At 68.1% G+C, this 26,068-nt stretch carries 27 protein-coding genes and 1 pseudogene; 20 read left to right on the top strand and 8 right to left on the bottom strand.

What is annotated here, in order from left to right:
- Positions 1 to 142 precede the first annotated feature (142 nt).
- On the bottom strand, positions 143 to 1,423 hold the full coding sequence (locus IM632_RS12625; RefSeq protein ID WP_296483233.1) for an MFS transporter: 1,281 nt from the start codon (positions 1,421 to 1,423) through the stop codon (positions 143 to 145).
- A gap of 119 nt (positions 1,424 to 1,542) precedes the next feature.
- Between IM632_RS12625 and ilvD the strand changes: the two genes are divergently transcribed.
- Positions 1,543 to 3,279: a dihydroxy-acid dehydratase gene (ilvD, locus tag IM632_RS12620; protein ID WP_296483230.1), complete on the top strand. Its 1,737-nt coding sequence runs from the start codon at positions 1,543 to 1,545 to the stop codon at positions 3,277 to 3,279.
- A gap of 9 nt (positions 3,280 to 3,288) precedes the next feature.
- Here the strand turns inward: ilvD and IM632_RS12615 are convergent, their stop codons facing one another.
- The 3 genes from IM632_RS12615 to IM632_RS12605 form a co-directional block, all read right to left on the bottom strand.
- Positions 3,289 to 3,978 carry an NnrU family protein gene (locus tag IM632_RS12615; protein ID WP_296483226.1) on the bottom strand — a complete coding sequence of 230 codons (690 nt, stop codon included), beginning with the start codon at positions 3,976 to 3,978 and terminating at the stop codon, positions 3,289 to 3,291.
- A gap of 200 nt (positions 3,979 to 4,178) precedes the next feature.
- A complete protein-coding gene (xth, locus tag IM632_RS12610; RefSeq protein WP_296483223.1) occupies positions 4,179 to 4,958 on the bottom strand; it encodes an exodeoxyribonuclease III in 780 nt (259 codons plus the stop codon).
- 4 nt (positions 4,959 to 4,962) lie between these two features.
- Positions 4,963 to 5,313, bottom strand: a complete 351-nt coding sequence (locus IM632_RS12605; protein WP_296483220.1) for an iron-sulfur cluster assembly accessory protein — start codon at positions 5,311 to 5,313, stop codon at positions 4,963 to 4,965.
- 65 nt (positions 5,314 to 5,378) lie between these two features.
- Between IM632_RS12605 and IM632_RS12600 the strand changes: the two genes are divergently transcribed.
- From IM632_RS12600 to IM632_RS12545, 12 genes and pseudogenes are all read left to right on the top strand, one after another.
- On the top strand, positions 5,379 to 6,548 hold the full coding sequence (locus IM632_RS12600) for a deoxyguanosinetriphosphate triphosphohydrolase (RefSeq protein WP_296483217.1): 1,170 nt from the start codon (positions 5,379 to 5,381) through the stop codon (positions 6,546 to 6,548).
- 93 nt (positions 6,549 to 6,641) lie between these two features.
- The gene (locus IM632_RS12595) at positions 6,642 to 7,490 is read left to right on the top strand and encodes an SPOR domain-containing protein (protein WP_296483214.1); all 849 of its coding nucleotides are present in this window, start codon (positions 6,642 to 6,644) and stop codon (positions 7,488 to 7,490) included.
- On the top strand, positions 7,487 to 8,506 hold the full coding sequence (gene nagZ, locus IM632_RS12590) for a beta-N-acetylhexosaminidase (RefSeq protein WP_296483210.1): 1,020 nt from the start codon (positions 7,487 to 7,489) through the stop codon (positions 8,504 to 8,506). Before IM632_RS12595 ends, nagZ begins: the two co-directional genes overlap by 4 nt.
- The gene (locus tag IM632_RS12585) at positions 8,503 to 9,321 is read left to right on the top strand and encodes a ScpA family protein (protein WP_296483207.1); all 819 of its coding nucleotides are present in this window, start codon (positions 8,503 to 8,505) and stop codon (positions 9,319 to 9,321) included. Before nagZ ends, IM632_RS12585 begins: the two co-directional genes overlap by 4 nt.
- The gene (gene scpB, locus IM632_RS12580) at positions 9,318 to 10,019 is read left to right on the top strand and encodes an SMC-Scp complex subunit ScpB (protein WP_296483204.1); all 702 of its coding nucleotides are present in this window, start codon (positions 9,318 to 9,320) and stop codon (positions 10,017 to 10,019) included. The genes IM632_RS12585 and scpB overlap by 4 nt, the downstream gene beginning before the upstream one ends.
- An 87-nt stretch (positions 10,020 to 10,106) precedes the next feature.
- Positions 10,107 to 10,319: a twin-arginine translocase TatA/TatE family subunit gene (gene tatA, locus IM632_RS12575; RefSeq protein ID WP_293512791.1), complete on the top strand. Its 213-nt coding sequence runs from the start codon at positions 10,107 to 10,109 to the stop codon at positions 10,317 to 10,319.
- Between the two features lie 58 nt (positions 10,320 to 10,377).
- Positions 10,378 to 10,692: pseudogene (gene tatB / locus IM632_RS12570) on the top strand (Sec-independent protein translocase protein TatB); the annotation flags it as partial.
- Between the two features lie 131 nt (positions 10,693 to 10,823).
- The gene (tatC, locus tag IM632_RS12565) at positions 10,824 to 11,786 is read left to right on the top strand and encodes a twin-arginine translocase subunit TatC (RefSeq protein WP_296483200.1); all 963 of its coding nucleotides are present in this window, start codon (positions 10,824 to 10,826) and stop codon (positions 11,784 to 11,786) included.
- 73 nt (positions 11,787 to 11,859) lie between these two features.
- A complete protein-coding gene (serS, locus tag IM632_RS12560) occupies positions 11,860 to 13,140 on the top strand; it encodes a serine--tRNA ligase (RefSeq protein ID WP_296483197.1) in 1,281 nt (426 codons plus the stop codon).
- A 4-nt stretch (positions 13,141 to 13,144) separates the two neighbouring features.
- Entirely contained in the window at positions 13,145 to 13,936 is a 792-nt protein-coding gene (surE, locus tag IM632_RS12555) for a 5'/3'-nucleotidase SurE (RefSeq protein ID WP_296483194.1), read from the top strand.
- Positions 13,933 to 14,598, top strand: a complete 666-nt coding sequence (locus IM632_RS12550; RefSeq protein ID WP_296483243.1) for a protein-L-isoaspartate(D-aspartate) O-methyltransferase — start codon at positions 13,933 to 13,935, stop codon at positions 14,596 to 14,598. The genes surE and IM632_RS12550 overlap by 4 nt, the downstream gene beginning before the upstream one ends.
- Positions 14,599 to 14,697: 99 nt before the next feature.
- A complete protein-coding gene (locus tag IM632_RS12545) occupies positions 14,698 to 16,695 on the top strand; it encodes a LysM peptidoglycan-binding domain-containing protein (RefSeq protein WP_296483192.1) in 1,998 nt (665 codons plus the stop codon).
- A 4-nt stretch (positions 16,696 to 16,699) separates the two neighbouring features.
- Here IM632_RS12545 and IM632_RS12540 read toward each other — a convergent pair whose 3' ends face one another.
- The gene (locus IM632_RS12540; RefSeq protein WP_296483189.1) at positions 16,700 to 17,539 is read right to left on the bottom strand and encodes an ATP-binding protein; all 840 of its coding nucleotides are present in this window, start codon (positions 17,537 to 17,539) and stop codon (positions 16,700 to 16,702) included.
- A 110-nt stretch (positions 17,540 to 17,649) separates the two neighbouring features.
- Between IM632_RS12540 and yajC the strand changes: the two genes are divergently transcribed.
- From yajC to IM632_RS12510, 6 genes are all read left to right on the top strand, one after another.
- Positions 17,650 to 18,000 (top strand): preprotein translocase subunit YajC, encoded by a 351-nt coding sequence (yajC, locus tag IM632_RS12535; RefSeq protein ID WP_296483186.1) that lies wholly within the window; start codon positions 17,650 to 17,652, stop codon positions 17,998 to 18,000.
- 10 nt (positions 18,001 to 18,010) lie between these two features.
- A complete protein-coding gene (gene secD / locus IM632_RS12530) occupies positions 18,011 to 19,600 on the top strand; it encodes a protein translocase subunit SecD (protein ID WP_293517924.1) in 1,590 nt (529 codons plus the stop codon).
- An 8-nt stretch (positions 19,601 to 19,608) separates the two neighbouring features.
- Entirely contained in the window at positions 19,609 to 20,556 is a 948-nt protein-coding gene (secF, locus tag IM632_RS12525) for a protein translocase subunit SecF (RefSeq protein ID WP_296497876.1), read from the top strand.
- Entirely contained in the window at positions 20,553 to 20,912 is a 360-nt protein-coding gene (locus IM632_RS12520; RefSeq protein WP_293515201.1) for an MTH938/NDUFAF3 family protein, read from the top strand. The genes secF and IM632_RS12520 overlap by 4 nt, the downstream gene beginning before the upstream one ends.
- 81 nt (positions 20,913 to 20,993) lie before the next feature.
- On the top strand, positions 20,994 to 21,605 hold the full coding sequence (locus tag IM632_RS12515; RefSeq protein ID WP_296483180.1) for a urate hydroxylase PuuD: 612 nt from the start codon (positions 20,994 to 20,996) through the stop codon (positions 21,603 to 21,605).
- 66 nt (positions 21,606 to 21,671) lie between these two features.
- Positions 21,672 to 22,385 carry a squalene/phytoene synthase family protein gene (locus IM632_RS12510; RefSeq protein WP_296552414.1) on the top strand — a complete coding sequence of 238 codons (714 nt, stop codon included), beginning with the start codon at positions 21,672 to 21,674 and terminating at the stop codon, positions 22,383 to 22,385.
- Here IM632_RS12510 and trmFO read toward each other — a convergent pair.
- Complete coding sequence (gene trmFO / locus IM632_RS12505; protein ID WP_296483174.1) at positions 22,329 to 23,756, bottom strand: methylenetetrahydrofolate--tRNA-(uracil(54)-C(5))-methyltransferase (FADH(2)-oxidizing) TrmFO; 1,428 nt, start codon at positions 23,754 to 23,756, stop codon at positions 22,329 to 22,331. The two genes, IM632_RS12510 and trmFO, sit on opposite strands and share 57 nt — an antisense overlap.
- A 139-nt stretch (positions 23,757 to 23,895) precedes the next feature.
- Here trmFO and IM632_RS12500 point away from each other — a divergent pair, with 139 nt between their 5' ends.
- Positions 23,896 to 24,795, top strand: a complete 900-nt coding sequence (locus IM632_RS12500) for a hypothetical protein (RefSeq protein ID WP_296483172.1) — start codon at positions 23,896 to 23,898, stop codon at positions 24,793 to 24,795.
- A gap of 2 nt (positions 24,796 to 24,797) precedes the next feature.
- On the opposite strand, the gene IM632_RS12495 is transcribed toward IM632_RS12500, so the two are convergent.
- The gene (locus IM632_RS12495) at positions 24,798 to 25,409 is read right to left on the bottom strand and encodes a glutathione S-transferase family protein (protein WP_296483169.1); all 612 of its coding nucleotides are present in this window, start codon (positions 25,407 to 25,409) and stop codon (positions 24,798 to 24,800) included.
- 32 nt (positions 25,410 to 25,441) lie between these two features.
- On the bottom strand, positions 25,442 to 26,068 hold a 627-nt coding region (locus IM632_RS12490; protein ID WP_296552413.1), incomplete at its 5' end, for an ATP-binding cassette domain-containing protein.

Below are 26,068 nucleotides of genomic sequence, written 5' to 3'. Positions count from 1 at the left end.
CGCGAACCTCCCTGCCGCGCCCCTCTTCGATACAGACCGGACCCGCCGCCAAGTCGAGACGGCCTACGAGATCGCATGGCGGCGGCGGCTGGCCGGCCTGGAGCCCCGCAGCTTCGACGTGCCCGAGGACGCCTGAACGGGCTCAGTCCTCCAGGATCCGGCTGGTTCTGCGGGTGTCGGGCATGAAAAGGTAGGTCACAAGGGAAACCCCGATGACCGCCGTGACATAGATGTAGAACCCCGGCTCGAACCCGGCCTGCTTGAAGCTGAGGGCGATGAACTCGGCCGTTCCCCCGAACAGGGCGTTGGCGATGGCGTAGGGGAGAGCGACGCCGAGGGCCCGGATCTCGGTGGGGAACATCTCCGCCTTCACAATGGCGCTGACTGATGTGTAGCCGCTCACGACGGCGAGGCTTCCCAGGACCATGAGGAAGGCGGCCAGGGGGTCCCGGGTCACGGCCAGGGTTGACAGGACCGGCCAGGTCATGGCGACGCCGCCGATCCCGAAGGCCAGAAGCAGGGCCCGTCGGCCAAAGCGGTCGGAGAGGGCTCCGGACAGGGGCTGCATCAGCACAAAGCAGGCCAGGGCCGCCGTGGTGATCAGGTTCGACTGGTCCCTCGAGAATCCCGAGGTGTTGACCAGGAACTTCTGCATGTAGGTCCCGAAGGTGTAGTAGGCGAGGGTGCCTCCCGCGGTGAGACCGAAGACCATCAGGGTCTCGCGCGGATGCTCGGTGACAAGCCGCCAGGTGGCCCTCCGGGAGCCATCCCGCGCCTTGAAGGAGGGGGTTTCGTCCATGCCCCTGCGCATCAGCAGGACGGCCGTGGCCATCAGGGCGCCGACAATGAAGGCCACCCGCCACCCCCAGGCGTTCATTGCTTCAGGCGGCAGGACCGCGGTCAGGGCCAGCAGTAGCAGGAGGGCCAGCAGCTGGCCGCTCATCAGGGTCGAGTAGAAGATCCCCGACCAGAAGCCGCGACGGTCCCGGGAGGCCATTTCCGACAGGTAGGTGGCGCTGGCCCCGTATTCGCCGCCCATGCTGACGCCCTGCAGGATGCGGGCCAGGACCAGGATGGCCGGGGCCGCCAGCCCGATCTGGGCATAGCCGGGACACAGGCCGATGATCAGCGAGCCCAGGCACATCAGACCCACGGCGAGGATCATCGCCGCCCGCCGTCCGGCCCGGTCTCCGTAGAGGCCCATGATCCAGGCGCCAAAGGGTCGGGCGAGGAACCCCACCGCATAGACGGCGGCCGATCCCAGGAGCTGGGCGGTCTGGTCTCCCTTCGGGAAGAAGATCGGGGCGAAGTAGAGGGCGAAGGCGGCGTAGACGAACCAGTCGAAGGTTTCGACCATGTTGCCCGCAGATCCCGCCAGGATCGAGCGCAGCCGGGAACGTTCCGCCTTAGGGTCCTGGGCCATGATTTCCCCCCGTTTTGCGGGAGGATCTAGCCTGCTTCGCTTCACCTGTCGCCGCCGGGGCTTCCAACCCTCATTGGCTCCCGCTAGGGAGAAACGCACGCCGCAGAGGAGGCCCCGCCATGACCCGCAAGCCTGATGGAACCTGGGACAAGTCCCGCCTGCCGAGCCGGCATGTGACCGAGGGGCCGGCCCGGGCGCCGCACCGGTCCTACTATTACGCCATGGGCCTGGGGACGCGGGAGATCGCCCAGCCCTTCGTCGGCGTCGCCTCCTGCTGGAACGAGGCGGCGCCCTGCAACACCGCCCTGATGCGCCAGGCGCATGCGGTCTCCGAAGGCGTCAAGAAGGCCGGCGCCACCCCGCGGGAGTTCTGCACCATTACCGTCACCGATGGCATCGCCATGGGCCACGAGGGCATGCGCTCGTCCCTGGTGAGCCGCGACCTGATCGCCGACTCCGTGGAGCTGACCATGCGCGGCCACGGCTACGACGCCCTGGTGGGCATCGCCGGCTGCGACAAGTCCCTGCCGGGAATGATGATGGCCATGCTGCGCCTCAACGTGCCTTCGGTCTTCCTCTATGGCGGCTCGATCCTCCCGGGGTCCTGGCAGGGGCGGGACGTGACCGTGGTCGACGTTTTCGAGGCCGTCGGACAGCACTCGGCCGGTAAGATGAGCCTCGAGGATCTCTGCTCCCTGGAGCAGCACGCCTGTCCCTCAGATGGGGCCTGCGGCGGCCAGTTCACCGCCAACACCATGGCCTGCGTGTCCGAGGCCATTGGCCTGGCCCTGCCGCTCTCAGCGGCCCTGCCGGCGCCCTACCTCAGCCGCGACGCCTACGCGGTAGCGTCCGGGGAGGCGGTGGTCCGCCTGATCGAGACCCAGCTTCGGCCACGCGACTTCATCACCCGCAAGTCCTTCGAGAACGCCGCCGCCGTCGTGGCGGCCACCGGCGGCTCGACCAACGCCGCCCTGCACCTCCCGGCCATGGCGCACGAGTGCGGCATCGCCTTCACCCTGCGCGACTTCGCCGAAATCGCCCAGCGCACGCCGCACATCGCCGATCTGAAGCCCGGCGGCCGCTTCGTGGCCAAGGACATGGGCGAGGCCGGGGGCATGCCCATGCTGCTGAAGACGCTGCTGGAAGGCGGCTACATCCACGGCGACTGCATGACGGTGACCGGCAAGACCATCGCCGAGAACGTCAAGGACGTGGTCTGGCGCGATGACCAGGAGGTCATCCGCCCGGTCTCCAACCCGCTCTCGCCCACGGGCGGCGTGGTCGGCCTTTGGGGCTCGCTGGCCCCGGACGGCGCCATCGTCAAGGTCGCGGGCATGACCTCGCACCGCTCCCACCGCGGTCCTGCCCGGGTGTTCGACGGCGAGCAGGCCTGTTTCGAGGCCGTCGAGCGCGGCGACTACAAGGACGGCGACGTTCTGGTCATCCGTTACGAGGGCGCCCGGGGCGGCCCGGGCATGCGCGAGATGCTGTCAACCACGGCGGCGCTCTCCGGCCAGGGGCGCGGCGACAAGGTGGCCCTGGTCACCGACGGCCGGTTCTCGGGGGGAACCCGGGGCCTTTGCATCGGCCATGTGGGTCCTGAGGCCCAGATGGGCGGCCCCATCGGTCTGGTCCAGGACGGCGACATCATCAGCATCGACGCCGACGCCGGTGTGCTCGACCTCGAGGTTGCGCCGGAAGAGCTGGAGCGTCGTCGCAAGGCCTGGAAGCCGCACCAGACCGACTACGGCTCAGGCGCCCTCTGGAAATACGCCCAGATCGTCGGACCAGCCCATGAGGGCGCCGTGACCCACCCGGGCATGGCGGGCGAGCGGCACGTCTACGCCGACATCTGACCGATCGGGTCAGCCCAGGGCCGGGACGCCCGCGATCAGGGTGTGGCCCAGCAGGGTGGCGATATAGACCGCCAGGCCGATCAGCGCGGGCAGGGCGAATTCGCCCGGCCTGAGCGTTTGACGTCCAGAGAGGATGGCGCCGAAGGGAACGAAGGAGGACTTCGCCTCGAATCCCGCCCAGGTCTCGCCGTAGACCCGGCGGCGCTTGGCGTCGATGCTGGCCGCCCCGCCGATGGCGAGGACGCCGAGGGATCCAAAGAGGATCAGGGAGATCAGGTCGCCGTTCACCAGCAGGTGGCCGCCCGCCCAGATTCCCACGCCCCAGAGGAAGGGATGGCGGGTCACGCGCAGGATTCCGCGCACCGGGTCGGCGTCCTGAAGGGCGCCGGTCTGGCCGACCGCGCCGGGGTTGCGGGCCATCACGCCAGGAACGATCAGCAGGAAGGCGACCAGCATGAGGACCAGCTGAACATGCTGGGTCAGGGGCGTTGGCCCCCACCATGTCGGATTGTACCCCGCCGACCGGGCGCCGCCGTAGGCCGCCAGCATCCAAACCAGGATGGCGACTGAGGCCAGGGAGAAGAGGCCCAGGTAAGCCCCCTCGCCCAGGCGCGCCACCAGACGGTCGCGCAGGGGCGTACCGGATACCCAAAGGTGCAACAGAAGGAAGGCCGCAGAGGCCAGGACGAGCTGAAGCATGGACCGAACCTCCCGGGGGTATGATCCGGTGAGGCTGGGATCCTGCCTTAGGCCTGTCAAGCCAATGCCCGGGGTGTTGTTTCCCGAAAGGGCGCGCTCGCCTTAACCGGAATGTGAGGGCGCCGCCGAAATCAGAGACCGCTCACCCCGTCCTGAAAAGGGACGCGCAGCGTGCGCCTGCTTTCTCAGAGAGCGTTCGCTCAGAGACTCAGCTCGACAATGAGCGGTGTATGGTCAGAAGGCTTCTCCCAGCCCCTGGGCGCCCGGTCGATCCGACAGGCGGACAGCCGGTCCGTCGCCTGGGGCGAGAGCAGACCGTGGTCGATGCGGATACCGTTGTTCTTCGGCCAGGCGCCCGCCTGGTAGTCCCAGAAGGTGTATCCGCCCGGACCCTCGCCAGCCTCGGCCCAGGCGTCGCTGAGCCCCAGCCAAAGGAGGGCGCGCAGGGCCGCCCGGCTCTCCGGCTGGAAGAGGGCGTCGCCTGCCCATTCCTCCGGGTTGGCGGCGTCGAGCGGACCGGGAATGACGTTGTAGTCGCCCATAAGCGCCAGGGGCTCCTCCAGGCGGAGGAGGTTGGCGGCGTGCCTTTGAAGACGCGCCATCCAGGCCAGCTTGTAGTCGAATTTCTCCGACCCGAGAGGATTGCCATTGGGCAGGTAGATGGAAGCCACCCGCATGGGCCGGGGGCCCGACACCACGGCCTCGATGTACCGGGCCTGCTCATCGGACGGATCGCCTGGAAGTCCCCGGGTCACGTCCTCCAGGGGCGTCCGGCTGAGCAGGGCGACGCCATTGTAGGTCTTCTGCCCGTGGACGGCGACATTGTAGCCCAACCGCTCGAAGGCCTCGGCGGGGAACTTTTCGTCGATGCACTTGATCTCCTGGAGACAGGCCACGTCCGGGCGTTCGGCCTCGAACCAGCGCAGCACCGTCTCAAGACGGGCGTTGATGGAATTGACGTTCCAGGTGGCGATCCGCACGGGTTCAGATCGAGAAGCTGACGCCGCAGCCGCAGCTGGACCGGGCGTTGGGATTGCGCACCCGGAACTCGGCTCCGGCCAGCTCGTCGACGAAGTCGATCTCGGAGCCCTTGAGCAGGACGAGGCTGATCTCGTCCACCAGGGCCGTCGCACCGTCGCGCTCGATCCGCATGTCGTCGGGCGCGGCCGCCTCGACAAGGTCGAACTGGTACTGGAACCCCGAGCATCCGCCGGCGTCGACGCCGATTCGAAGCATCAGGGACCTCCCCTCAAGGCGCGAAAGCTCTGAGATCCGCCGCGCGGCTGCGGGCGAGAGGGAGAGGTCCGGGGCGTTCAAGACTGCATCCTTGGCCATAGTGCTCTATATGAGCCCGGTTTGGCCGCCTTGGAAGGGGCCGATCTCCAGGAGCCTACGATCGCATGGCCGTCCCCCGAGCCGCCTACGCCCAGAGCGCCGCCGCCTCGCGCGGCCGCCGCCACGAGGAGCCGGAGAGCCGGACCCGCACCCCCTTCGCCCGGGACCGCGACCGGATCATCCACACCACCGCCTTCCGTCGCCTGAAGGAGAAGACCCAGGTCTTTGTGGCCCATGAGGGCGACCATTACCGCACACGCCTGACTCATTCCCTGGAGGTGGCCCAGATCGCCCGGTCGGTGGCGGCGGCCCTGGGCCTGGAGTCGGATCTGGCCGAAACCATCGCCCTGGCGCATGACCTTGGTCATCCACCCTTCGGCCACGCCGGCGAAGACGAGCTGGACAGCGCCATGCAGCCTTACGGAGGCTTCGACCACAATGTGCAGACCTTCCGGGTCGTCACCCGTCTGGAGCGCCGGTACCCTCGATGGGATGGCCTCAACCTGACCTGGGAGACCCTGGAGGGCGTGATCAAGCACAACGGCCCGGTGACCTCCCGGCTGGAGCGACCCTCCTGGAGCGCCGTGGCCGAGTTCGACCGGGGCTATTCCCTGGAGCTGGGCGGCTGGGCCTCGGCGGAAGCCCAGGTCGCCGCCCTCGCCGACGACATCGCCTACAACAATCACGACGTCGATGACGGGGTGGTGGCGGGCATGTTCACCCTGGACGACCTGATCGACGTGCCGCTCATCGGCCCCATCCTTTTCGGAGTGAAGCGGGACTTTCCCGACCTTGACGCCTCCATTGTCCGGATGGAGGCGGTTCGTCGCATGATCGGCGCCATGGTTGACGATGTCATGGCGGAGACCACCCGGCGGGTGGCGCAGACCGGCGTGGACTCCGCCGAAGCTGTGCGGGCTCTGGATCACGCCCTGGTGGCCTTCTCGCGCCCGATGCTTGAAGACCTCGCCGCGCTCCGGGAGTTCCTCCTGAACCGGATGTACCGGCACTGGCGGGTGAACCGCACGCGCAGTCAGGCCCGGCGCATCCTCGCCGAGATGTTCCAGCTGTTCCTGGCCGAACCCGACGTCCTGCCCGCCGACATCTACGCCGCCCTTGAGGGGTGTGACGAGGCCTCCCGGGCCCGCAGCGTCTGCGACTATATCGCCGGAATGACCGACCGGTTCGCCATCGAGGAACACAGGCGACTCTTCCAGCTCGAGGCTTGGTCCTGATCCGCCCCCGGGGTGCGCCGCCGGGGCTCCGGGGGGTAGACTACGCCTCTGCCGTGATGCCGGCTGATTCGCGGATCCAGGACGGAACTGGCCATGTCTGATCACAATCGCAGCGGCGGAGCGCCGCACGACGAACCCCTGGCCTTCGACCGGCGCGAGCGCCCCGCGCCGCGCGGTCCCGCGCCCCTGACCCTGATCCTGTCCTTGCTGCTCCTGCTCGCCCTGGCGGCGGCGATCTTCGCTTTCTACAGGGGAGGACTTTCGGAGGGGTCCCGGGCGCCTAAGGCGATCGGTGAGCCGGTGGGCGAACTTCGCGCCGCAGCGCCGCCAACCTCCGGCGACGTGGACCCCGCCGCGGGGCTCAAGATCTACCAGCAGGCCGAGGGCGAGCCGCCGCCGCTCCAGCCCAACTTCACGCCGCCGCCTGAACAGCCCCTGCCGCGGCCGTCGGTCGCGCCTGCAACGCCCGCATCACCGCCGGCAGCCGTCGCCACTCCCCCCGTAGCTGTCCCTGCGCCCACGCCCGCATCGCCGCCGCCCGCTCCGGTGACGGTTCTGCCCCGGCCGTCCCCGCCGCCAGCTGCGAAACCGCCGCAGGCTGTTCCCAGCCCCGCCCCGCCCGCAAAGCCGGTCCCAAAGCCAGCGGCGCCAGCGGCCAAGCCGACCCCGCCGCCGGTGGCGGCGCCTTCGAAGCCGACCGCGGCCGGTGGTCCGGCCAGCGTACAGATCGGCGCCTTCTCCTCCGCCGAGATTGCCGACAGGGAGTGGAGCGCCGCCGTCGCCCGGGCAGGCGGCTCAGGCCGCGGCAAACGCGTCGAGCGGGTGGAGCGCGACGGGTCGACCTTGTTCCGCACCACCGTGACCGGCTTCCCGGACCGCGCCGCCGCCCAGGCGTTCTGCGACCGGCTGAAGTCGGCCGGCAAGTCCTGCTTCGTCCGATGACCGTTTCCGCCGCCATCTACGGCTGCGCCGGACCGCGCCTCTGCGCCGAGGAGGCGGCCTTTTTCCGGGATGTCCGGCCCTGGGGTTTCATCCTCTTCGCCCGGAACATCGAGAGCCCGGATCAGGTCCGCGCGCTTATCTCCGCCCTGCGCGGGACCGTCGGACGGCAGGACGCCCCCGTCCTGATCGACCAGGAGGGCGGACGGGTCCAGCGTTTCGGCCCACCCCACTGGCGCAAGTACCCGCCTGCGCGGACGCTGGCCCGGCTTTCCGGCGGGCTCCCCGTGCAGCGCGAAGCGGTCCGGCTGGGCGCACGCCTGATGGCCGATGACCTTTTCTCCCTCGGCGTAAACGTGGACTGCGCGCCGGTCCTGGACGTTCCTCAGCCCGGCGCCCATGACATCATCGGGGACCGCGCCTACGGCGAGACCCCTGAGGCCGTGGCGGTTCTGGGACGGGCGGCGGCGGAAGGGCTCCTGGCGGGCGGCGTCCTGCCCGTGATCAAGCACATTCCCGGGCACGGCCGCGCCATGTCGGACAGCCATCTTGACCTGCCTGTGGTCGAGGCCTCCCTGGACGTCCTCCGGGCGACGGACTTCCCGCCCTTCGAGGCGCTCTCGGACATGCCGCTGGCGATGACCGCCCACATCCTCTACCGGGCCCTGGACCCCCGGCGTCCCGCCACCACCTCGCGGCGGGTGATCGAGGGCCTGCTGCGTGGCGAACTGGGTTTTTCCGGGCTCATCATGAGCGACGACCTGTCCATGCAGGCCCTTGAGGGCGACATGACCCTCCGGGCCCGCCGGAGCCTCGCCGCAGGTTGCGACGTCGTGCTTCACTGTAACGGGAACATGGCCGAGATGAGGGCCGTCGCCGCTGGAGTCCGGACCCTCTCTGGTCGCGCCGCGCGCCGGGCCGAGGCGGCGCTGGCGCGTTTGCCCAGGCGTCCTGAGCCCTTCGACCGCCGGGAGGCCGAGGCCCGCTTCGACGCGCTTCTGGAAGGGGCGTCTGCATGAGCGAGGCGTCTGAATTCCAGCCCCGCCTCGACTTCGAGGCTGCCGAGGCCGCCGCCCAGGATGGCGATGCCCTGATCGTCGATGTCGATGGCTACGAGGGACCTCTGCATGTCCTTCTCGCCCTTGCCCGGAGCCAGAAGGTCGATCTTCTGCGCATTTCCATCACCCGGCTGGCTGATCAGTACCTGGCTTTTGTGCAGCAGGCCCGAAGGCGCAGCTTCGCCCTGGCCGCCGACTACCTGGTGATGGCCTCCTGGCTGACCTTCCTGAAGTCCCGGCTTCTCCTGCCCCGTCCTGAACGCCCCCAGCCTGAGGAGGCGCCGGCGGAGGAGGTGGCCGCCCAGTTGGCCTTCCGCCTGGCCAAGCTCGACGCCATGCGGCGCGCCTCGGAGTCCCTCCGCGCCCGACCCCAATTGGGCCGAGACGTCTTTGTGCGCGGCGATCCGGACGCGATCCGGATCCTGCCTTCGACGCGGCTGGAGGGAGACCTCTACGCCCTCATGCAGGCCTATGTGGATCAACGTCGGCGCTCGGACTCCCGCAGTTACCGGCCAGAGCCGATGAAGGCCTATGCTCTGGAAGCCGCCCGGGACCGACTGCGCAGCCTGCTGCCTGAGTTGTCGCGCTGGACCGCCCTGACCGGGCTCGCCCCGCGACCGGCCTCAAGCTCGGAGTCGTCCCCCAGTCGGGCGTCCTATGTCGCCTCGACCCTCTCCGCCAGCCTGGAGCTGGTCCGCGAGGGCGCTCTGGAGGCGCGGCAGCTCGAGGCCTTCGCCGACATCTATCTTCGTAGCCGGAGGGGAGGGGCGGTGTGACCGCGCCGGTGGATTCTCCCTCATTGCCCAACCCGGCGGAAACGGAGCGGCGGGTCGAGGCGCTATTGTTCGCCGCCGCCGGTCCCCTTAGCCTCGATGACCTGGCCCGGCGGCTGCCGGAGGGATCTGACGTCGAGCGTGCGGTCGCAGACCTCCAAACCCGGTACGCTGGACGCGGTGTCGAGCTGGTCTGCGTAGCAGACCGCTGGCGCTTCCAGACCGCCGCCGATCTCGCCTTCCTCATGACCGTGGAGCGGGAGGAGCCCCGGAGGCTGTCGCGCGCCGCCCAGGAGACCCTCGCCATCATCGCCTATCACCAGCCGGTGACCCGGGCCGAGATCGAGGCGGTCAGGGGAGTGCAGGCCAGCCGCGGTACGCTGGACGTTCTTCTGGAACTGCGTCTGGTGCGGATGCGCGGCCGACGTCGGACCCCGGGTCGGCCGGTGACCTACGGCACCACGGACGCCTTCCTTGAGCACTTCGGCCTTTCTAGCCTCGCGGATCTTCCCGGCGCCGCCGACATGCGCGCCGCAGGTCTCTTGAGCCTCGACCTGCCGGCGGATTTCAGCGTCCCGACTCCCGGACTCGCCACGCCCGAGGAGGACCCGATCGAGCCGGGAGACGAGGCGCCGGAGTTTCACATGGATTTCCTCGGCGACCCGGGCGACGAGGGCAAAGGCGCGACGGGCGACGTCTGACCCTTGGCGGCGCCGGGGGGCGGCGTCTATATATCGGTCCGTGGGAGGGTCCCAGGGCCCATTCCGAACCCGATCAGGAGCTTGCAAATGGGCGGATTGTCGCCGATCCACTGGATAATTGTTGCGGTGGTTGTCCTCGTGCTCTTTGGCGGGCGGGGGAAACTTTCGGGGCTGCTTGGCGATGCCGGCAAGGGCATCCGGGCCTTCCGTGACGGCCTGAAGGACAGCGGCAAGCCCGAGTCGTCCGAAGAGACATCGGCGGCCAAGGTGGATGCGCCCAAGGAAGACGCCCGGGGCTGATCCCGAGCGACCCGAACCACCCCAGGCCTTGGCATGGGGACAGTGCTAGGACTTGGCCATGCTTCCCGAAGTCGGCGGGCTTGAATACCTCCTGATCGCCGCTGTCGCCCTCATCGTGGTCGGCCCCAAGGACCTGCCCGTGATGCTGCGGAAGCTGGGCGAGTGGGTGGGCCGCCTGCGGGGCATGGCTGCAGAGTTCCGCGCCAGCTTCGACGACATGGCCCGGCAATCGGAGCTCGACGAACTGCGTCGCGAGGTGGAGGCCATGCGACAGTCCCAGGGCGCGGTGCTGTCCAGCGAGACCGCGGAGGTCAACCAGGTCCTGCGGGAGATTGGCGACAGCCTTCAGACCTCGGATGTCCAGTTCCATCCTCCCTTCGACGGCGGCGCCCCGGAGGCGACCTCCGTCGAGGAGGCCGATGCGGCGGATGCGACTCCTCCCCCGGAGACGGCTTCGCCGCCGCCAAAGCCCCGAAGGCGCCGTAAGGCCGCGGAGCAGGCGGAATGACCGAAGCCCACGAACCTGAGGACGAGATCGAGGCGTCCCGCGCACCGCTTCTGGACCATCTGGTTGAGCTCCGGCAGCGTCTGATCCGCTCGCTGGTCGCCGTGGTCCTGGCCTTTGTCGTCTGTTTCGCCTTCGCGGATGTCCTGTACGGCCTCCTCCTGCGACCCTACGAAGCCGCGGCCGGGATTCTGGCGGCCCAGAAGGCGGCGGCTGAGTCGGCTTCGCAGACGGGATTCGTGGACGGGGTCCTGCAGGCCCTGCACCTCAAGCCCTCGACACATACCGGTGGCGGAGGACCCTTTGACCTGCTTCTGGTGCTGGTGGGGCTGAAGGAGCTACCGCCCCTGCAGGGGCAGGAACTCAAACTCATCTACACCGCCCCGCTCGAGTTCTTCTTCACCAAGCTCAAACTGGCCGGTTTCGGGGCCGTGGTCCTGTCGTTCCCGGTCCTCGCCAGCCAAGTGTACGGCTTCGTCGCGCCCGGGCTCTACAAGCGTGAACGCAGGGCGTTCTTGCCCTTTCTGATCGCCTCTCCGGTTCTCTTCACCCTTGGGGGAGCTCTGGTCTACTTCTTCATCTTTCCGTTCGTCCTCTGGTTCTCCCTCTCCCAGCAGATTACCGGCGCCGGGGCGATCACCGTGGAGCTCCTGCCCAAGGTCTCGGACTACCTGACCCTGGTCACCACCCTGCTGATGGCTTTCGGGCTCTGTTTCCAGCTTCCGGTCATCCTGACCCTCCTGGGCCTGGCCGGCATGGTCAGTTCCTCGGCATTGCGGGAGTTCCGACGCTACGCCATCGTCGCCATCTTCGTTGTGGCGGCGGTGGTCACGCCGCCAGACCCCATCAGCCAGCTCATGCTCGCCCTGCCGATCATCCTGCTCTACGAAATCTCCATCTGGTGCGTGCGCATCATCGAACTCCGGCGTCGGCGGGAGCTCGACGAGGACGTGATCGTCTGAATACGCCCCGGAGACGGTTGGCGCCCCCGGCGACGCGGACTAGAGAAGTCGGCCAATCCCTGGACCTCCCGCCATGCACGATATCCGAGCCCTTCGCGACACACCCGACCTCTACGAAAAGGCCTGGGCGGCGAAGGGCCGGTCCGGAGCCGCTGCGGAGGCGCTGGCGCTAGACCAGCAGGTCCGCGCCGCCCGGACCGCCTCCGAGGCGGCGCAAGCCCGGCGCAATGAACTCTCCCGACGGATCGGTCAGGCCAAGGCGGCCAAGGATGAAGCAGAGGCGGCTCGCCTGCTCGCCGAAGTCGAGGCCCTGAAGACAGAGGCCGCCGGCGACGCGGAACGGGAGAAGGCTGCGGAGGAAACCCTCAGGGACCTCCTGGCCAGCCTGCCCAACCTGCCGGCGCCCGAGACGCCAGAAGGCGAAGACGAGTCCGGCAATGTCGAGGTCCGCCGGTGGGGCGAACCCTTCGCCCTCGCCGCCCCCCGCAACCACGCCGACCTCGGCGAGGCCCTCGACCTGATGGACTTCGAGGCCGCCGCCCGCATGAGCGGCGCCCGGTTCGTCGTGCTGAAGGGCCGGCTGGCGCGCCTGGAGCGGGCCCTCGGGCAGTTCATGCTCGACATGCAGACCCTCGAGCACGGCTATACCGAGGTTTCGCCGCCCCTTCTGGTCCGCGACGCCGCGGTCTTCGGCACCGGCCAGTTGCCGAAGTTCTCGGAGGATCTCTTCCGCACAACCGACGGCCGGTGGCTGATCCCGACCGCCGAGGTCTCCCTGACCAACCTGGTTCGCGAGCAGATCCTGCCCGCCGAGGTCCTGCCCCTGCGCCTGACGGCGCTCACCCCTTGCTTCCGCTCTGAGGCCGGCGCCTCGGGCCGGGACACCCGCGGCATGATCCGGCAGCACCAGTTCTACAAAGTCGAACTGGTCTCGATCACCGAGCCTGACCAGTCCGATGCCGAGCACGAACGGATGGTGACCTGCGCCGAGGCGGTGCTGAAGCGCCTCGACCTGCCCTTCCGCACCATGCTGCTGTGCCGTGGAGACATGGGTTTCAGCGCCCGCCGCACCTACGACCTTGAGGTCTGGCTGCCCAGCGAGGGACGCTACCGGGAGATCAGCTCCTGCTCGAACTGCGGGGATTTCCAGGCCCGCCGCATGGACGCCCGCACCAAGTCGAGCGGAGAGAAGGGCACGCGCTATGTCCACACCTTGAATGGCTCCGGCCTTGCGGTGGGCCGCACCCTGGTCGCCATTCTCGAGAACTACCAGGATGAGGGGGGCCGGATCGCCATTCCCCAGGTTCTTCAGCCCTACATGGGCGGCGTCACACACATCGATGGAAACGCCTGACCCCGTGCGTATCCTTCTGACCAATGACGACGGGATTCACGCGGAGGGGCTGGTGTCGCTCGAGCGGATCGCCCGGGTCCTCAGCGACGACATCTGGATCTGTGCGCCAGAGTACGAGCAATCCGGCGCCAGCCGGTCCCTGACCCTCGCCGAGCCCCTGCGCGTGCGTCGTCTCGACGAGCGCAGGTTCGCCACCACCGGGACCCCGACCGACTGCGTGATGCTGGCGGTCACGGAGCTTATGGGCGACCTGCGGCCGGACCTGGTGCTCTCAGGGGTGAACCGGGGCGCCAACCTGGCCGAGGACGTAACCATGTCGGGCACGGTCGCAGGGGCTATCGAGGGGATGGCCCTCGGTATTCCGGCCATCGCCCTTTCGCAGATGAGCTGGCCAACTCCGGGAGAGGAACTGGCGGACCAGCCCGTCTTCCTGCCGTCGGAGCACTTCGGTCCCGGGATCATCCGGCGCCTGGTCGAGATCGGCTGGCCGTCGGACGTGGTGATGAATGTCAATTTCCCCTCCCGTCCACTGGCGGAGATCCGTGAGGTTGAGGTCACGCGCCAGACCTTCCGCGACCTGCACGTCCGCCAGGCCGTGCAGCGCACCGATCCCCGGGGCGAGACCTACTACTGGATTGGCTTCCGGCGGGAGTTGTCCGCCCCCGCTGCAGGCACGGACCTGCGGGCCATCTATGACGGGCGCATTTCCGTCACGCCTCTGCATATCGACCTGACCCACCAGGAAACCGTCCACAGGATGCGGGCGGTCCTGGGCGGCGCCCCGCCGAGGGCCTGAGGGTGGTGCGTCGTCCCCATACGCCCGAGGATCCGCGGCACGCCCGCCTGATGGAGGGGCTCCGGGAACAGGGTGTTTCGGATCCGGCGGTGCTGACCGCCATCGCGACGACGCCGAGGGATCTCTTCACGCCGGACCTGTTCCAGGAAAGGGCCTTCGAGGACCAGGCCCTGCCCATCGCGTGCGGTCAGACCATCAGCCAGCCTTACATCGTGGGCCTGATGACCCAGGCCCTGCGGATCGAGAAGCGCTCCCGAGTTCTCGAGATCGGGACGGGGTCCGGCTACCAGACCACCATCCTGTCCAAGCTGGCGCGGCTGGTATACTCTGTGGAACGATATCGGACTCTGCTGTCCGCTGCGGAGGACCGGTTCCGCCAACTCGGCTTGACCAATGTGATCACCCGCTTTGGCGACGGGGGCCAGGGCTGGCCTGAACAGGCGCCCTTCGATCGGATCATGGTCACCGCTGCAGCTCCGGAAGATCCGCGCGCGCTTCTGGCGCAATTGAAGCCAAAAGGGGTAATGGTGGCGCCGGTAGGCCGAGGGCCCGTCCAGAAGCTGAACCGCTATGTCGGGGACGGGGAGGGCGGGTTCACGGTGGAGACCCTGATGGAAGTCAGGTTTGTGCCCTTGCTGGACGGTGTCGCAAAGGACTCCTGAGCGCGCCAAATTAGTGACGATTTCTTGGGGCTGAGAGTGCGGATCGCGTCGACGATCCAAATCGCGGCGCCACACTGGGTAAACAGAGCCGGAGCGGCGATGAGCAGTTTTCTCAACCGGACCGTCCTGATGCTTGCGGCGACGACCGCCTTCGTCAGCGTGGCCAGCCCTTCGGCGGCCCGCGAACCCGTTGGCGGAGAGGCCGCGCCGGTTCAGCTGGCTCTGCTCCAGGCTTCTGGCGACACCTACACCGTCCAGAGGGGCGATACCCTCTACGGCATCGGCCGAAAGCTCGGAGTGTCTCCGGAGGCCATTGCCGAGGCCAACGACCTGGGCTCCGGCGCCCGGATCGATGCGGGAATGAAGCTCAGGTTGCCTGGCCCTCAGGGTGGCGAAGGTTCGGCTGGAAGAGCCCAGGCCACCGGCCGCGTCGTGAACGTCTCCAGCGGACCTTCAACCTACATCGTGCGCAGCGGCGACACCGTCGACGAGATTGCGAACCGACTGGGCATGACGCGAAAGGCCTTCGCTGACCTCAACGGTCTGAAGCCGCCCTACGCCTTGAGCGTGGGTCGCGTGCTCAAGGGTCCGCCCGAGACCCGCAAGGCGTATGTGGTCGCCGAGGGCGACAGTCTTGAGGTTGTCGCCCGGCGTTTCTCAGTGTCCACCCGGGCGCTGGCCGGCGAGAACGGGCTGCGTAGTACAGCCGCCCTCAGGGCGGGACAGAGACTGACCCTCCCCCAGGGCTACAGGGACCGTGGGCCCATCCGGTCCGCCGCCGCGCCGACCCGCCCGCCGCCGCCTGCCGCCACCCGCCCGGCCCGCCCTGATGAGAATCCCCCTGCCGAGGCGACGCCGGTCGCACCTCAGGGGGCCGCCACTGTCCGTGTCATGGCCGGCGGCCGGGTGATTTCGGTCAAGGGCAAGCCCGCCGCCTACACGGTCCGCAAGGGTGACACCGTCGACGGGATCGCCGACCGCATGGGGCTGTCCCGGAAAGAGCTTTCGAGCCTCAACGGCCTCAAGCCGCCCTACACACTGCGCCCCGGTCAGGTTCTCAAGGGGCCGACGGAAACCCAGAGAGCCTACGTGGCCGTCGCCGGCGATACTCTTTCCGTAATTGCGCGCCGGTTTGGCGTGACCCCGAGGGCCCTGGCGGCGGCAAACGGCCTGCGCACGTCGGCCACGATCCGGTCCGGCCAGCGGATCATCCTGCCCGACGAAGCGCGGGACCGCGGACCGATCCGTGAAACCATCCGCGTCCCGGCGCCTGCGCCCCGGCCCTCGCCTGAGGCGGTCGCCCCCGCGACGGTGGCTCCCGAGACGGATGCGCCGTTGGAGGATCCTTCCGCCGCCGGCCCCCCTGAACTGAGGGCCGAGCCCGGACAGCCGGCGGTGACCCGTCCGGCCACGCCATCCCAAGCTCCGCCCTCGGGTCCGACGACGCCGGTCGCGCCGCAGGCGACACCCCCGACGCCGGCCCCCGCGCCGCCGCCGCCGCAGACCCGCCCGGAGCCGCCGCGGACCACCCCGCAGACGCCAGTGGTCGCGCCGCCCGCGCCGCGTCCTCTTCCGCCGCCTCCCAGGGTCGCGCCGGCTCCGACGCCCCCAGTCCCCGCGAGGCCGCCCTCTGGCGGTTTCACACCGCCTCCCACGGCCTCCACCACACCCCTGACCGACGCCCAGATCGCCGCCCTCGGCAAGGGACGCTTCCTCTGGCCGCTACGAGGGGAGATTCTCTCGGACTTCGGCCCCAAAGGCACCGGCCAGCGGAACGACGGGATCAACATCCGGGCCGCCCGCGGGGCCCCGGTGAGGGCGTCCGCCGCCGGCGAGGTGGTCTATGCCGGGGACCAGGTGCCCGGCTTCGGCAACCTGGTGCTGATCAAGCATCCAGACGGCTGGGTCACGGCCTACGCTCACCTGTCCAACGTGGACGTGAAGATCCAGCAGAAGGTCCTGCAGGGACAACAGATCGGTGAAGCGGGCGATACGGGCGGGGTCGCGGAACCCCAGCTCCACTTTGAAATCCGCTACGCACCGACGCCCACAGAGCGGGCGCGACCCGTGTCGCCGTCCCTGCTCCTGCCGCGCTGAGGCGTCAGACGGGCAGGGCGATCCCCTTCGATCCGGCGAGGTCGAGGATGAACTGCCAGGCGACGCGGCCCGAGCGGCCCCCGCGCGCCTGCGCCCACTGCAGGGCCCGTCGGTCCAGCCCCCTTACGGGCAGGCCGTACCGCCGCGCATAGGCCCGCACGGCGGCGAGGTAGGTCGGCTGGTCCATGGGCGGGAAGCCGATCCAGAGGCCGAAACGGTCGGAGACGCTCACCTCTTCCTCGGCGTCCTCTGCAGCCGCGATCCGTCCCCGGTCCTCGACGTGGCCCCGGGGCATGAGGTGACGCCGGTTCGAGGTGGCCAGGAAGAGTACGGTCGACGGGGGGCCTGACACACCGCCCTCCAGGGCCGACTTCAGCGCCTTGGCGGCTTCCGCGCCATCCTCGAAGGACAGATCGTCGCAGAGCACGATGAAGCGTTCCGGGCGTTCCCGGAGGATGTCAAAGAGCCGGGGCAGGGCGGTGATCTCGTCCCGGTCCACTTCGATGAGTTTGAGGTCCTCCCGGTCCCGGGCGCAGGCCATGAAGGCCGCCTTGGCCATGGAACTCTTGCCCGCGCCCCGCACCCCCCACAGGAGAACATGATTGCAGGGCAGACCAGCAGCAAACCGGGAGAGGTTTGCGGACAGGGCCTCCTTCTGGCGATCGACGCCGAGGAGAGCATCCAGGGGCAGGGGATAGTCGGGCGCCGCGATGAAAAGCCCCCGTCCGGCATCGTGCCGGAACAGCCGCGCGCCTGAGAAGTCCGGCGTCGGCGACGCTGGTGGAGCGAGCCTTTCCAAGGCTTCAGCGATGCGGAGCAGAAAGGGAGAAAGATCCTGGGTCATGGAGCGTGATTAGCCATCCCGACCCTCCATTGCAAAAGGTCGGTCAAGCGCATAGCTTCCGGCGACCCTGAACTCGGGCGCAGACTGCACCCGTCCCCCTCGGAGAGGCCATGTTCGCCACACCCGCCTACGCCCAGACCGCCGCCGGAGCTCCCGCCGGAGGCGGAATCGAGGCCATGCTCCTGCAAATCGCTCCGCTGATCGGCCTGTTTGTCCTCTTCTACTTCCTGCTGATCCGTCCGCAGCAGAAGCGGATGAAGCAGCACCAGGAAATGCTCGCCGCCCTGAAGCGCAATGACGTGGTCGTCCTGGCGTCCGGCGTGGTCGGCAAGATCGTCCGGGTGGAGGACGGCGAGGTCGGCGTGGAGATCGCCCAGGGCGTCACCGTCAAGGTGGTGAAGTCCATGATCTCGTCGGTTCGCTCGAAAGGCGACGCCGCCGCCAACGACGCCAAGGCCTAGGCCTGGCCTCATGCTGGCTCCCTCGCGCTGGCGGCTGATCTCCGTCGTCGCCGCCCTGATCTTCGGCGTGCTGTTCACGCTGCCCAACCTGCTGCCCGCGAGCGTGCGGGAGCAGCTTCCTGCCTTCTTGCCAAAGCAGACCCTGAACCTGGGCCTGGACCTCCAGGGCGGATCCTACCTCAAGCTCTCCGTGGATACCCGCGCGCTTCGCGTGGAGAAGACGACCAACCTTATCGAGGATGTCCGCACCACACTGCGGGCCGAGGATATCGCCTTCACGGACCTCGGCCAGGTCGGTTCCGACGTGACCGTCCGCATCACCGACCCCGCCCGGTCGAACGAGGCCCTCAACCTGCTGCGGACCCGGCTCGGCGGCGATATCGCCACAGGCGGCAGCGGGCTGGAGCTCTCGTCCCAGGCCGATCAGCGCATCCGGATGGGCTGGTCGGCGCAGGCTCTCAACGCCGAAGCGAGCCGCGCTGTGGACCAGTCCATCGAGATCATCCGCCGGCGGATCGACGCCCTGGGCACCCGTGAGCCCGCCATCCAGCGGCAGGGTTTCGACCAGATCGTCGTGCAGGCTCCGGGCGAGAGCGATCCGGAGCGACTGAAGTCCATCATCGGTCAGACCGCCAAGCTGACCTTCCAGATGGTGGACGACTCCGTTTCCGTGGCCGAGGCCCTGCAAGGACGCGTCCCGCCGGGTTCGGTGGTCCTGCCCAGCCAGGACGAGGGCCCGCTCCTCCTCAAGAAGCGCGCCGTCGTCACCGGAGAGATGCTGACGGAGGCCTCCCAGGGCTTCGACGGCCAGACTGGGCAACCGGTCGTCAATTTCCGCTTCAATGGCCAGGGCGCCTCCCGCTTCGGGGAAACCACGGCCAACAACATCGGCAAGCGGTTCGCGATCGTGCTGGACGGCAAGATCATTTCGGCCCCGGTGATCCAAAGCGCCATCATGGGCGGCTCTGGACAGATCTCTGGGAACTTCACGGCGGAAAGCGCCAATGACCTGGCGGTGCTGTTGCGCGCCGGCGCCCTTCCGGCGCCCCTGAAGGTCGAGCAGCAGAATACGGTCGGCGCTGAACTGGGCGCAGACGCCGTGCGGGCCGGGGCGATCTCCATGGCGATCGGCGCCGCATCCATGTTCGCCTTCATCGTCTTCGCCTACGGAACATTCGGCGTCTTCGCCGCCCTTGCTCTGGCGTTGAACGTCCTTCTGATCGTGGGCGCCATGTCCATGACACAGGCCACTCTGACCTTTCCGGGGATCGCAGGCATCATTCTCACCCTCGCGGTGGCTGTGGACGCCAACGTCCTGATCTACGAACGGGTCCGGGACGAGGCGCACCTCGGGCGATCGCCCCTGCAGGCGCTGGAGCACGGCTATGAGCGGGCGTTGGTGTCCATCTTTGACGCCAACATCACCAGTGCGATTTCGGCCATCATCATGTTCATGTTCGGCGCCGGGGCGGTCCGCGGCTTCGCCTGGACCCTTCTGATCGGGGTCATCACGTCCGTCTTCACGGCGGTGGTGGTCACCCAGCTCCTGATTGGCTGGTGGTACCGGGCGAAGAAGCCCAAGACCCTGCCCATCGTCTAGAGGCTCTCATGCGCTGGCCCCTCATCACCAACCTGCCCCGCGAGTTCAACTTCGACTTTGTGAAGCTGGCGCCCATGGCGGCGGTCTTCTCCGCCCTCCTGATCGCCCTCTCTCTGGGCTCCATCGCCTTCAGGGGCCTGAATTTCGGGATCGACTTCGTCGGCGGCGCCTTGATCGAGGTCGAAACAGAGAAGCCCCTCGACATCGGCGGGCTGCGCCGGGTGATGACGGAGGCCGGCGGTGAAGACGCTCAGGTCCAGTCGCTGGGACAGGGCAACGGCGCCATCCTGCGGTTCCGGGTGGCGGACGACGCCGACCTCAACGCCAGCACCCAGGTGGTCAAGGGCGCGCTCCAGAAGGCCTTTCCCGGCATCGAGATCCGGCGCGCAGAGACTGTGGGCGGAAAGGTGTCCGGGGAGCTTGCACGGTCCGGGGCCCTCGCCCTCGCCCTCGCCATGGTCCTGATGCTGCTCTACATCTGGTTCCGCTTCCAGCTTCAGTTCGGCATGGGGGCCATCGCGGCCATCCTGCATGACGTGATCCTCACCATGGGGGTTTTGTCGCTGGCGCAGCTGGAAGTGTCGATGACCTCGATCGCCGCCTTGTTGACTGTGATCGGCTACTCGATGAACGAGAAGGTCATCACCTTCGACCGGCTGCGTGAGAACCTGCGCAAGTACAAGACGACGCCGCTGCGGGACATCATCAACCGGTCCGAGAATGAACGTCTGTCGCGCAATCTGATCACGGGCACGACCGCCATCATCGCCCTTTCCGGCGCCCTCTTCTTCGGCGGACCGGTTCTCTTCCCGCTGGTGTTCACGATGGTTTTCGGGGTGATCGTCGGCACGTACTCCTCGATCTATGTCGCCCTGCCGATCATCCTGCTCTGGGGGGTTCGGCGCGACGACGACGAGGCGGCCCCGCTCAAGGCCGCAGGCGCACGTCCAGGATGAGCCGGTCGGCGCCGCAGGTCGACGCCTTCGGCGGCGGCGGCTTCCGTCTTTCCGGAGAGTGGCGTCCCGGGTCCGTCCTGATCCTCGATGACACTGCGCGGGATTGGGAGGTGCTCTCTTCAGCCGGCCTCTCTGCAGCCAACCTCTCGGCGGTCCTTTCGGCTGGGCCGGGCGTCTGCGAACTCCTCGTCCTGGGAATGGGCGTCCAGAACGGCCTGCCGCCGCGGGAGGTGAGAGAAGCCTTCCTGCGGGCCGGGATCGGGCTGGAATTCCTCGATACCCCGGCGGCGGCGCGGCTCTACAACCTCCTCACCGCCGAGGGCCGCAGGGTGGCCGCCGCCCTGATCGCGATTTGATGTGGATCAAGCCACGGCTTCCCGCGGCTGGCGAATGCCCTTAAGAGAAGGTTTCAGGGGAAGACTCTCAGAGGGCTAAACATGTCGAATCTTGTCTCGGGACTCCTGTCAAACCTCCGCAATACGGTGATCCTGAGCTCGATCATCACGCTTGTGGTGGTGGGCGGGTACTTGCAGCACGCCGGGGGGGTGGACGCCATCTTCGTCCAGGCGGTGCTTCGTTTCCTCCACCTGGTGTTTGGCATCATGTGGATCGGGCTGCTGTACTACTTCAACTTCGTCCAGCTCCGGAAAATGCCGGAAATCCCGGCGGAGCTGAAGCCGGCGGTCTCCAAGTACATCGCGCCGGAGGCTCTTTTCTGGTTCCGCTGGGCGGCGCTGCTCACCTGGGTGGCCGGTGTTCTCCTGGCCTACAACCGCGGCTATCTCGTCGACGCTTTCGCCCTGGGCCTGACCAGCGGCAATCCGCAGCACAGCTTCATTGGTCTGGGCATGTGGCTCGCCACAGTCATGTTCTTCAACGTCTGGGTCTTCATCTGGCCGAACCAGAAGATCGCCCTGGGCATTGTCGAGGGTGACGCTGACGCCAAGGCCAAGGCCGCCAAGACGGCCATGCTGTTCTCGCGTCTCAACACCTTCCTTTCCATCCCCATGCTCGCCACCATGGGCATGAACCAGACCATTTTCGGCTGATCCCCGGATCCCGGTCGGGGAAGCGGGCCCGCAGTCCCTGCGGGCCCGTTTTCATGAGAGGCAAGCTTGTCCAACGAACCTCCTCCCGAGTCCGATCCCTCGCTCCCGGACGATATCGAGGCAGGGCTGTCCCGTACCGATCCGGACCGCTGGCTCTCGAGCCGTTTTGCGCCCGGCCCCACGGTGCGGCGCGCCCTTGTCGCCCTGTACGCCTTTGACAATGAACTCGGCCGGGCGCCGAGGGCCGCCTCCAATCCCCTGGTGGCGGAGATGCGCCTTGCCTGGTGGCGGGAGGTGCTGGAGGAGATCGCCTCGGGGCGCGCCGTCCGGCGACATCCCGTGGCCCTGGCTCTGGCCGACGTCGTACGCACGCACGGGCTCGAGCGGGGGATCCTGGAGGCGCTCGTGGACGCCCGCCTGCGCGAGCTGGACCCGAGGCCGATGGTCCTGGAGGAGGCCCTGGAATGGGCCGACGGTACGGGCGGGGCCTGCGCCCGGCTGGCGGCCGCCGTCCTCGACCCGGCCTGTGATCCGGCGGCAGCCGGGGCCGGCGGCGCCGCCTGGTCGATCGGTCGCCTCATCCTCACGGCGGGGCTGTCCCCGGAGGCCGCCCGGGAGGCTCTTGAGTCGAGGCTCCTCGCCGCCCGGGGGGTCACGGCGGCGGCCTTCCCCGCCGTCGCCCACGCCGCCCTGGCGAGGGCCCGGGCGAAGGGGCGGCCTCCCTCACCCCTGGGGGACCGCCTCCGCCTGATGGTAGCGGTGCTGACCGGGCGCGTCTGAGGCCCAGTCCGACAGGTCCGAAAGCGCCCGCTCGCCCATGGCCAGCTTACGCCCCCGGCTGCGGACCTTCGCGCCCAGGCGCCGCCCCTCGGCGTCGCGCTTCGGCGCCTCCACCGGCGGCATGAGGCCGTAGTTGATGTTCATCGGCTGGAAGGATCCCTTGCCCCCGTCGATGTGACCGCCTGTGATATGATTGATCAGGGAGCCCAGGGCGGTGGTGGAGGGCGGCGCCTCGAGGGGGCGACCCAGCCGCTCCGCCGCGGCCAGCCGTCCGGCCAGCAGGCCCATGGCCGCGCTCTCCACATAGCCCTCGACGCCGGTGACCTGGCCGGCGAAGCGCAACCGCGGCTGGGCCTTCAGCCGGAGACTGCGGTCCAGCAGGCGCGGGCTGTTCAGGAAGGTGTTGCGATGCAGTCCACCCAGCCGGGCGAAGACGGCCTTCTCCAGCCCTGGGATCATCCGGAAGACTTCGGTCTGGGCGCCGTGCTTCAGCTTGGTCTGGAAGCCCACCATGTTCCACAGGGTGCCCAGGGCGTTGTCCTGGCGAAGCTGGACCACCGCCCAGGGCTTGTCGTCGGGCCGGTGGGCGTTGGTCAGGCCGACGGGCTTCATGGGGCCATGCCGGAGGGTCTCCCGACCCCGCTCGGCCATGACCTCGATGGGCAGGCAGCCGTCGAAGTAGGGAACGTTCTCCCACTCGCGGAACTCGGACTTCGGGCCCGCCAGGAGGGCGTCGATGAAGGCCTCGTACTGGTCCCGGTCCATGGGGCAGTTGATGTAGGCCTGGGTGTCGCCGCCGGGCCCGGCCTTGTCGTAGCGCGATTGCCGCCAGGCGATGTCCATGTCGATGGACTCGAGGGTCACGATCGGCGCGATCGCATCGAAGAAGGACAGCTCGTCCTCCCCGGTGAGCCCCTGGATGGCCTGGGCCAGGGCGGGAGAGGTGAGGGGGCCCGTGGCGATGATCACGCTGTCCCAGTCCTCAGGAGGCAGGCCCGCGACCTCACTGCGTTCGATGCGCACCAGGGGGTGGGTCGAGAGCCGATGGGTCACGGCGGCGGAAAAGCCGTCGCGGTCCACCGCAAGCGCGCCGCCGGCCGGCACCTGATGGGCGTCTCCGCAGGCCATGATGAGCGAGTCCAAAGCCCGCATCTCGGCGTGGAGCAGGCCGACCGCATTGGACGTCCAGTCATCCGCGCGGAACGAGTTGGAGCAGACGAGTTCTGCAAGCCCGTCGGTGTGGTGGGCGTCGGTCCCGCGGACAGGTCGCATCTCGTGCAGAATGACTGGAACGCCGGTCCCGGCGATCTGCCAGGCCGCCTCCGAACCGGCGAGGCCGCCGCCGATGACATGTATGGGAGCAGGTGACATGCGTGGCTAACTAGCAACGATCCCGCCGGATCGCGAGCCGAACCTCAGGCGCCCTTGCGCTTGGCCGGGGGTGATAGCCAAATGCGGCCGGGGGAAGGACCGATTCAGGACCCTTCGGGTTACGGTTCAGGTGCGCGACATGACGGTGTTTTCGGCAACGGATGCAGCTTTCGAGGGCTTCAGGCTCACCTGGGAGAAGCCCCGGACCCTGCTGATCTGGACCGGCTTCTTCCTGGCGGTGAATCTGTTGATGCCGTTGGTCCTGTTCGGCTTGGGACTAAACACGCAGATGGCCGCGCTGGAAGAGGCTTCGCGAAATCCATCGCCGGACCCGGATGTCGCCATAGAGAGCATGGTGGCGCTCGCGCCTCTTTACGCCATCCTTCTTCCCGTTGGCCTGGTGGTCCAGGCCATGATCGCGGCGGCGGTCTTTCGCCTGGTCCTGGATCCGGAAGATTCCCGAGTGCATCCGGTTCAGTTCGGCGCCGAGGAAGCCCGCCTCATTGTCCTGGCCCTCGCCTACACACTGCTGTTCCTGGTCGCCGTGGTTGCAGCAACGCTTGTCGGGGGGATGATCGCCGGGATCGCAGCGGCCGTGGGTGCAGGCCGGTTTACTGGCATCCTGGTCAGCTTTTCGCTCATGGCGGGTCTTGTCTATGTCGCCGTCCGCATGTCCCTGGGCCCGGTGATCACCTTTTCTGAAGGCCGCCTCGCCATTTTTGATTCATGGGCCATGACCCGCAACCTCGTCTGGCCGATCCTCGGAGCTTATGTGCTCGCAGTCATCGCCGTGGTGATCTTCTATCTCCTGTCCCTGCTCCTCGCCGCCGCCCTCACGACCCTTCTTTCAGGGGGTGATCTTGGGGCGCTTGGCAGGGTAATGAGCCCGGACATGACTTCTCTCCAGGCCTTCTTTTCCCCAGGCCAGGTGCTGATGATCCTGTTCGGCTCCCTCACGAGCGCGGTCTTCAACGCCGTCATGTCCGCGCCCGCGGCGGTCATTTACCGCGAGATTCGCGCGCAGGACGCGGTCCGCTGACCTCAGGCCCCGGCGCTGGGCCGGGCGGCGAGCCTCTGGCGCCAGGCGTCGAGGGCCTTCAGCTCCGGGTCGCAGGGCAGGCCGATCCAGTCGGCGAAGTCCACCGTGGTCTGCAGGCAGATGTCCGCCATGGTCAGGGTGTCGAGGGCCAGGAACTCCCGGCCCTGTAGTGCGCGGTCGAAAAAGCGCTGGGCGCCTGCCCAAATCTCCCGGTTCGACTCCCCGAACTCCTTGTACTGGGTCAGAAGGGCGGCGGTGCGCGGGTGGGCGTGACGCCAGAAGTTGCCCACCGGCATCATGGCCACAAACTCCACCCTCCGGATCCACTGGTCGACCAGGGCCTTCTCCACGGGGGTCCGGCCAAACATGGGTGGGTCCGGCTGGATCTCCTCAAAGTAGCGGCAGATGGCGACGGTCTCGGAGATACACGTCCCGTCGTCCAGCTCCAGCGTCGGGATCTGACCCAGGGGATTGCGGGCGCGAAACTCCTCGGACTTGTGCTCCCGCTTCATCATGTCGATCCGGGTCTCGGGCAGGTCGATGCCCTTTTCCGCCAGGAAGATCCGAACCCGCCTCGGATTGGGTGCGGGATTCGGGGCGCCATAGAGCTTCATCGGTCGTCCTCCCTGGGGGGCGGGTGACGGCGTCAGGCCGTGGCCGCCACGCGGCGGTCGCGCCGCCTTTGATCGTGCCGGGCCAGAATGTCCGCCAGATAGCGTCCGGTCCAGCTTTCGGGCTCCGCCGCGACCATTTCAGGGGTGCCTACGGCGACGATACGTCCGCCGCCGTCCCCACCCTCGGGACCGAAGTCGAGGATCCAGTCCGCAGTCTTCACCACGTCCAGGTTGTGCTCGATCACCACCACCGTGTTTCCGGCGTCGGCCAGTTCGTGCAGGACCTCCAGCAGCTTGCGCACGTCTTCGAAATGCAGGCCGGTCGTGGGCTCATCGAGAATGTAGAGGGTCTTGCCCGTCGCCCTTCGGGACAGCTCCTTGGACAGCTTGACCCTCTGGGCCTCCCCGCCGGACAGGGTGGTCGCCTGCTGGCCCACCTTGACATAGCCCAGGCCCACCCGCTTCAGGGTCGCCATCTTCTCCCGCACCGTCGGCACGGCCTTGAAGAAGTCGTGGGCCTCGTCGACCGTCATGTCGAGGACGTCGGAGATGGACTTGCCCTTGAACAGGATCTCGAGGGTCTCGCGGTTGTAGCGACGGCCCTGGCAGACGTCGCAGGTCACATAGACGTCCGGCAGGAAGTGCATCTCGATCTTGAT

The organism is Phenylobacterium sp. (assembly GCF_020402505.1).
Lineage (GTDB): Bacteria > Pseudomonadota > Alphaproteobacteria > Caulobacterales > Caulobacteraceae > Phenylobacterium.
The sequence above is the reverse complement of the archived record's forward strand: the minus strand, read 5'-3'. Positions and strand labels throughout refer to the sequence as shown.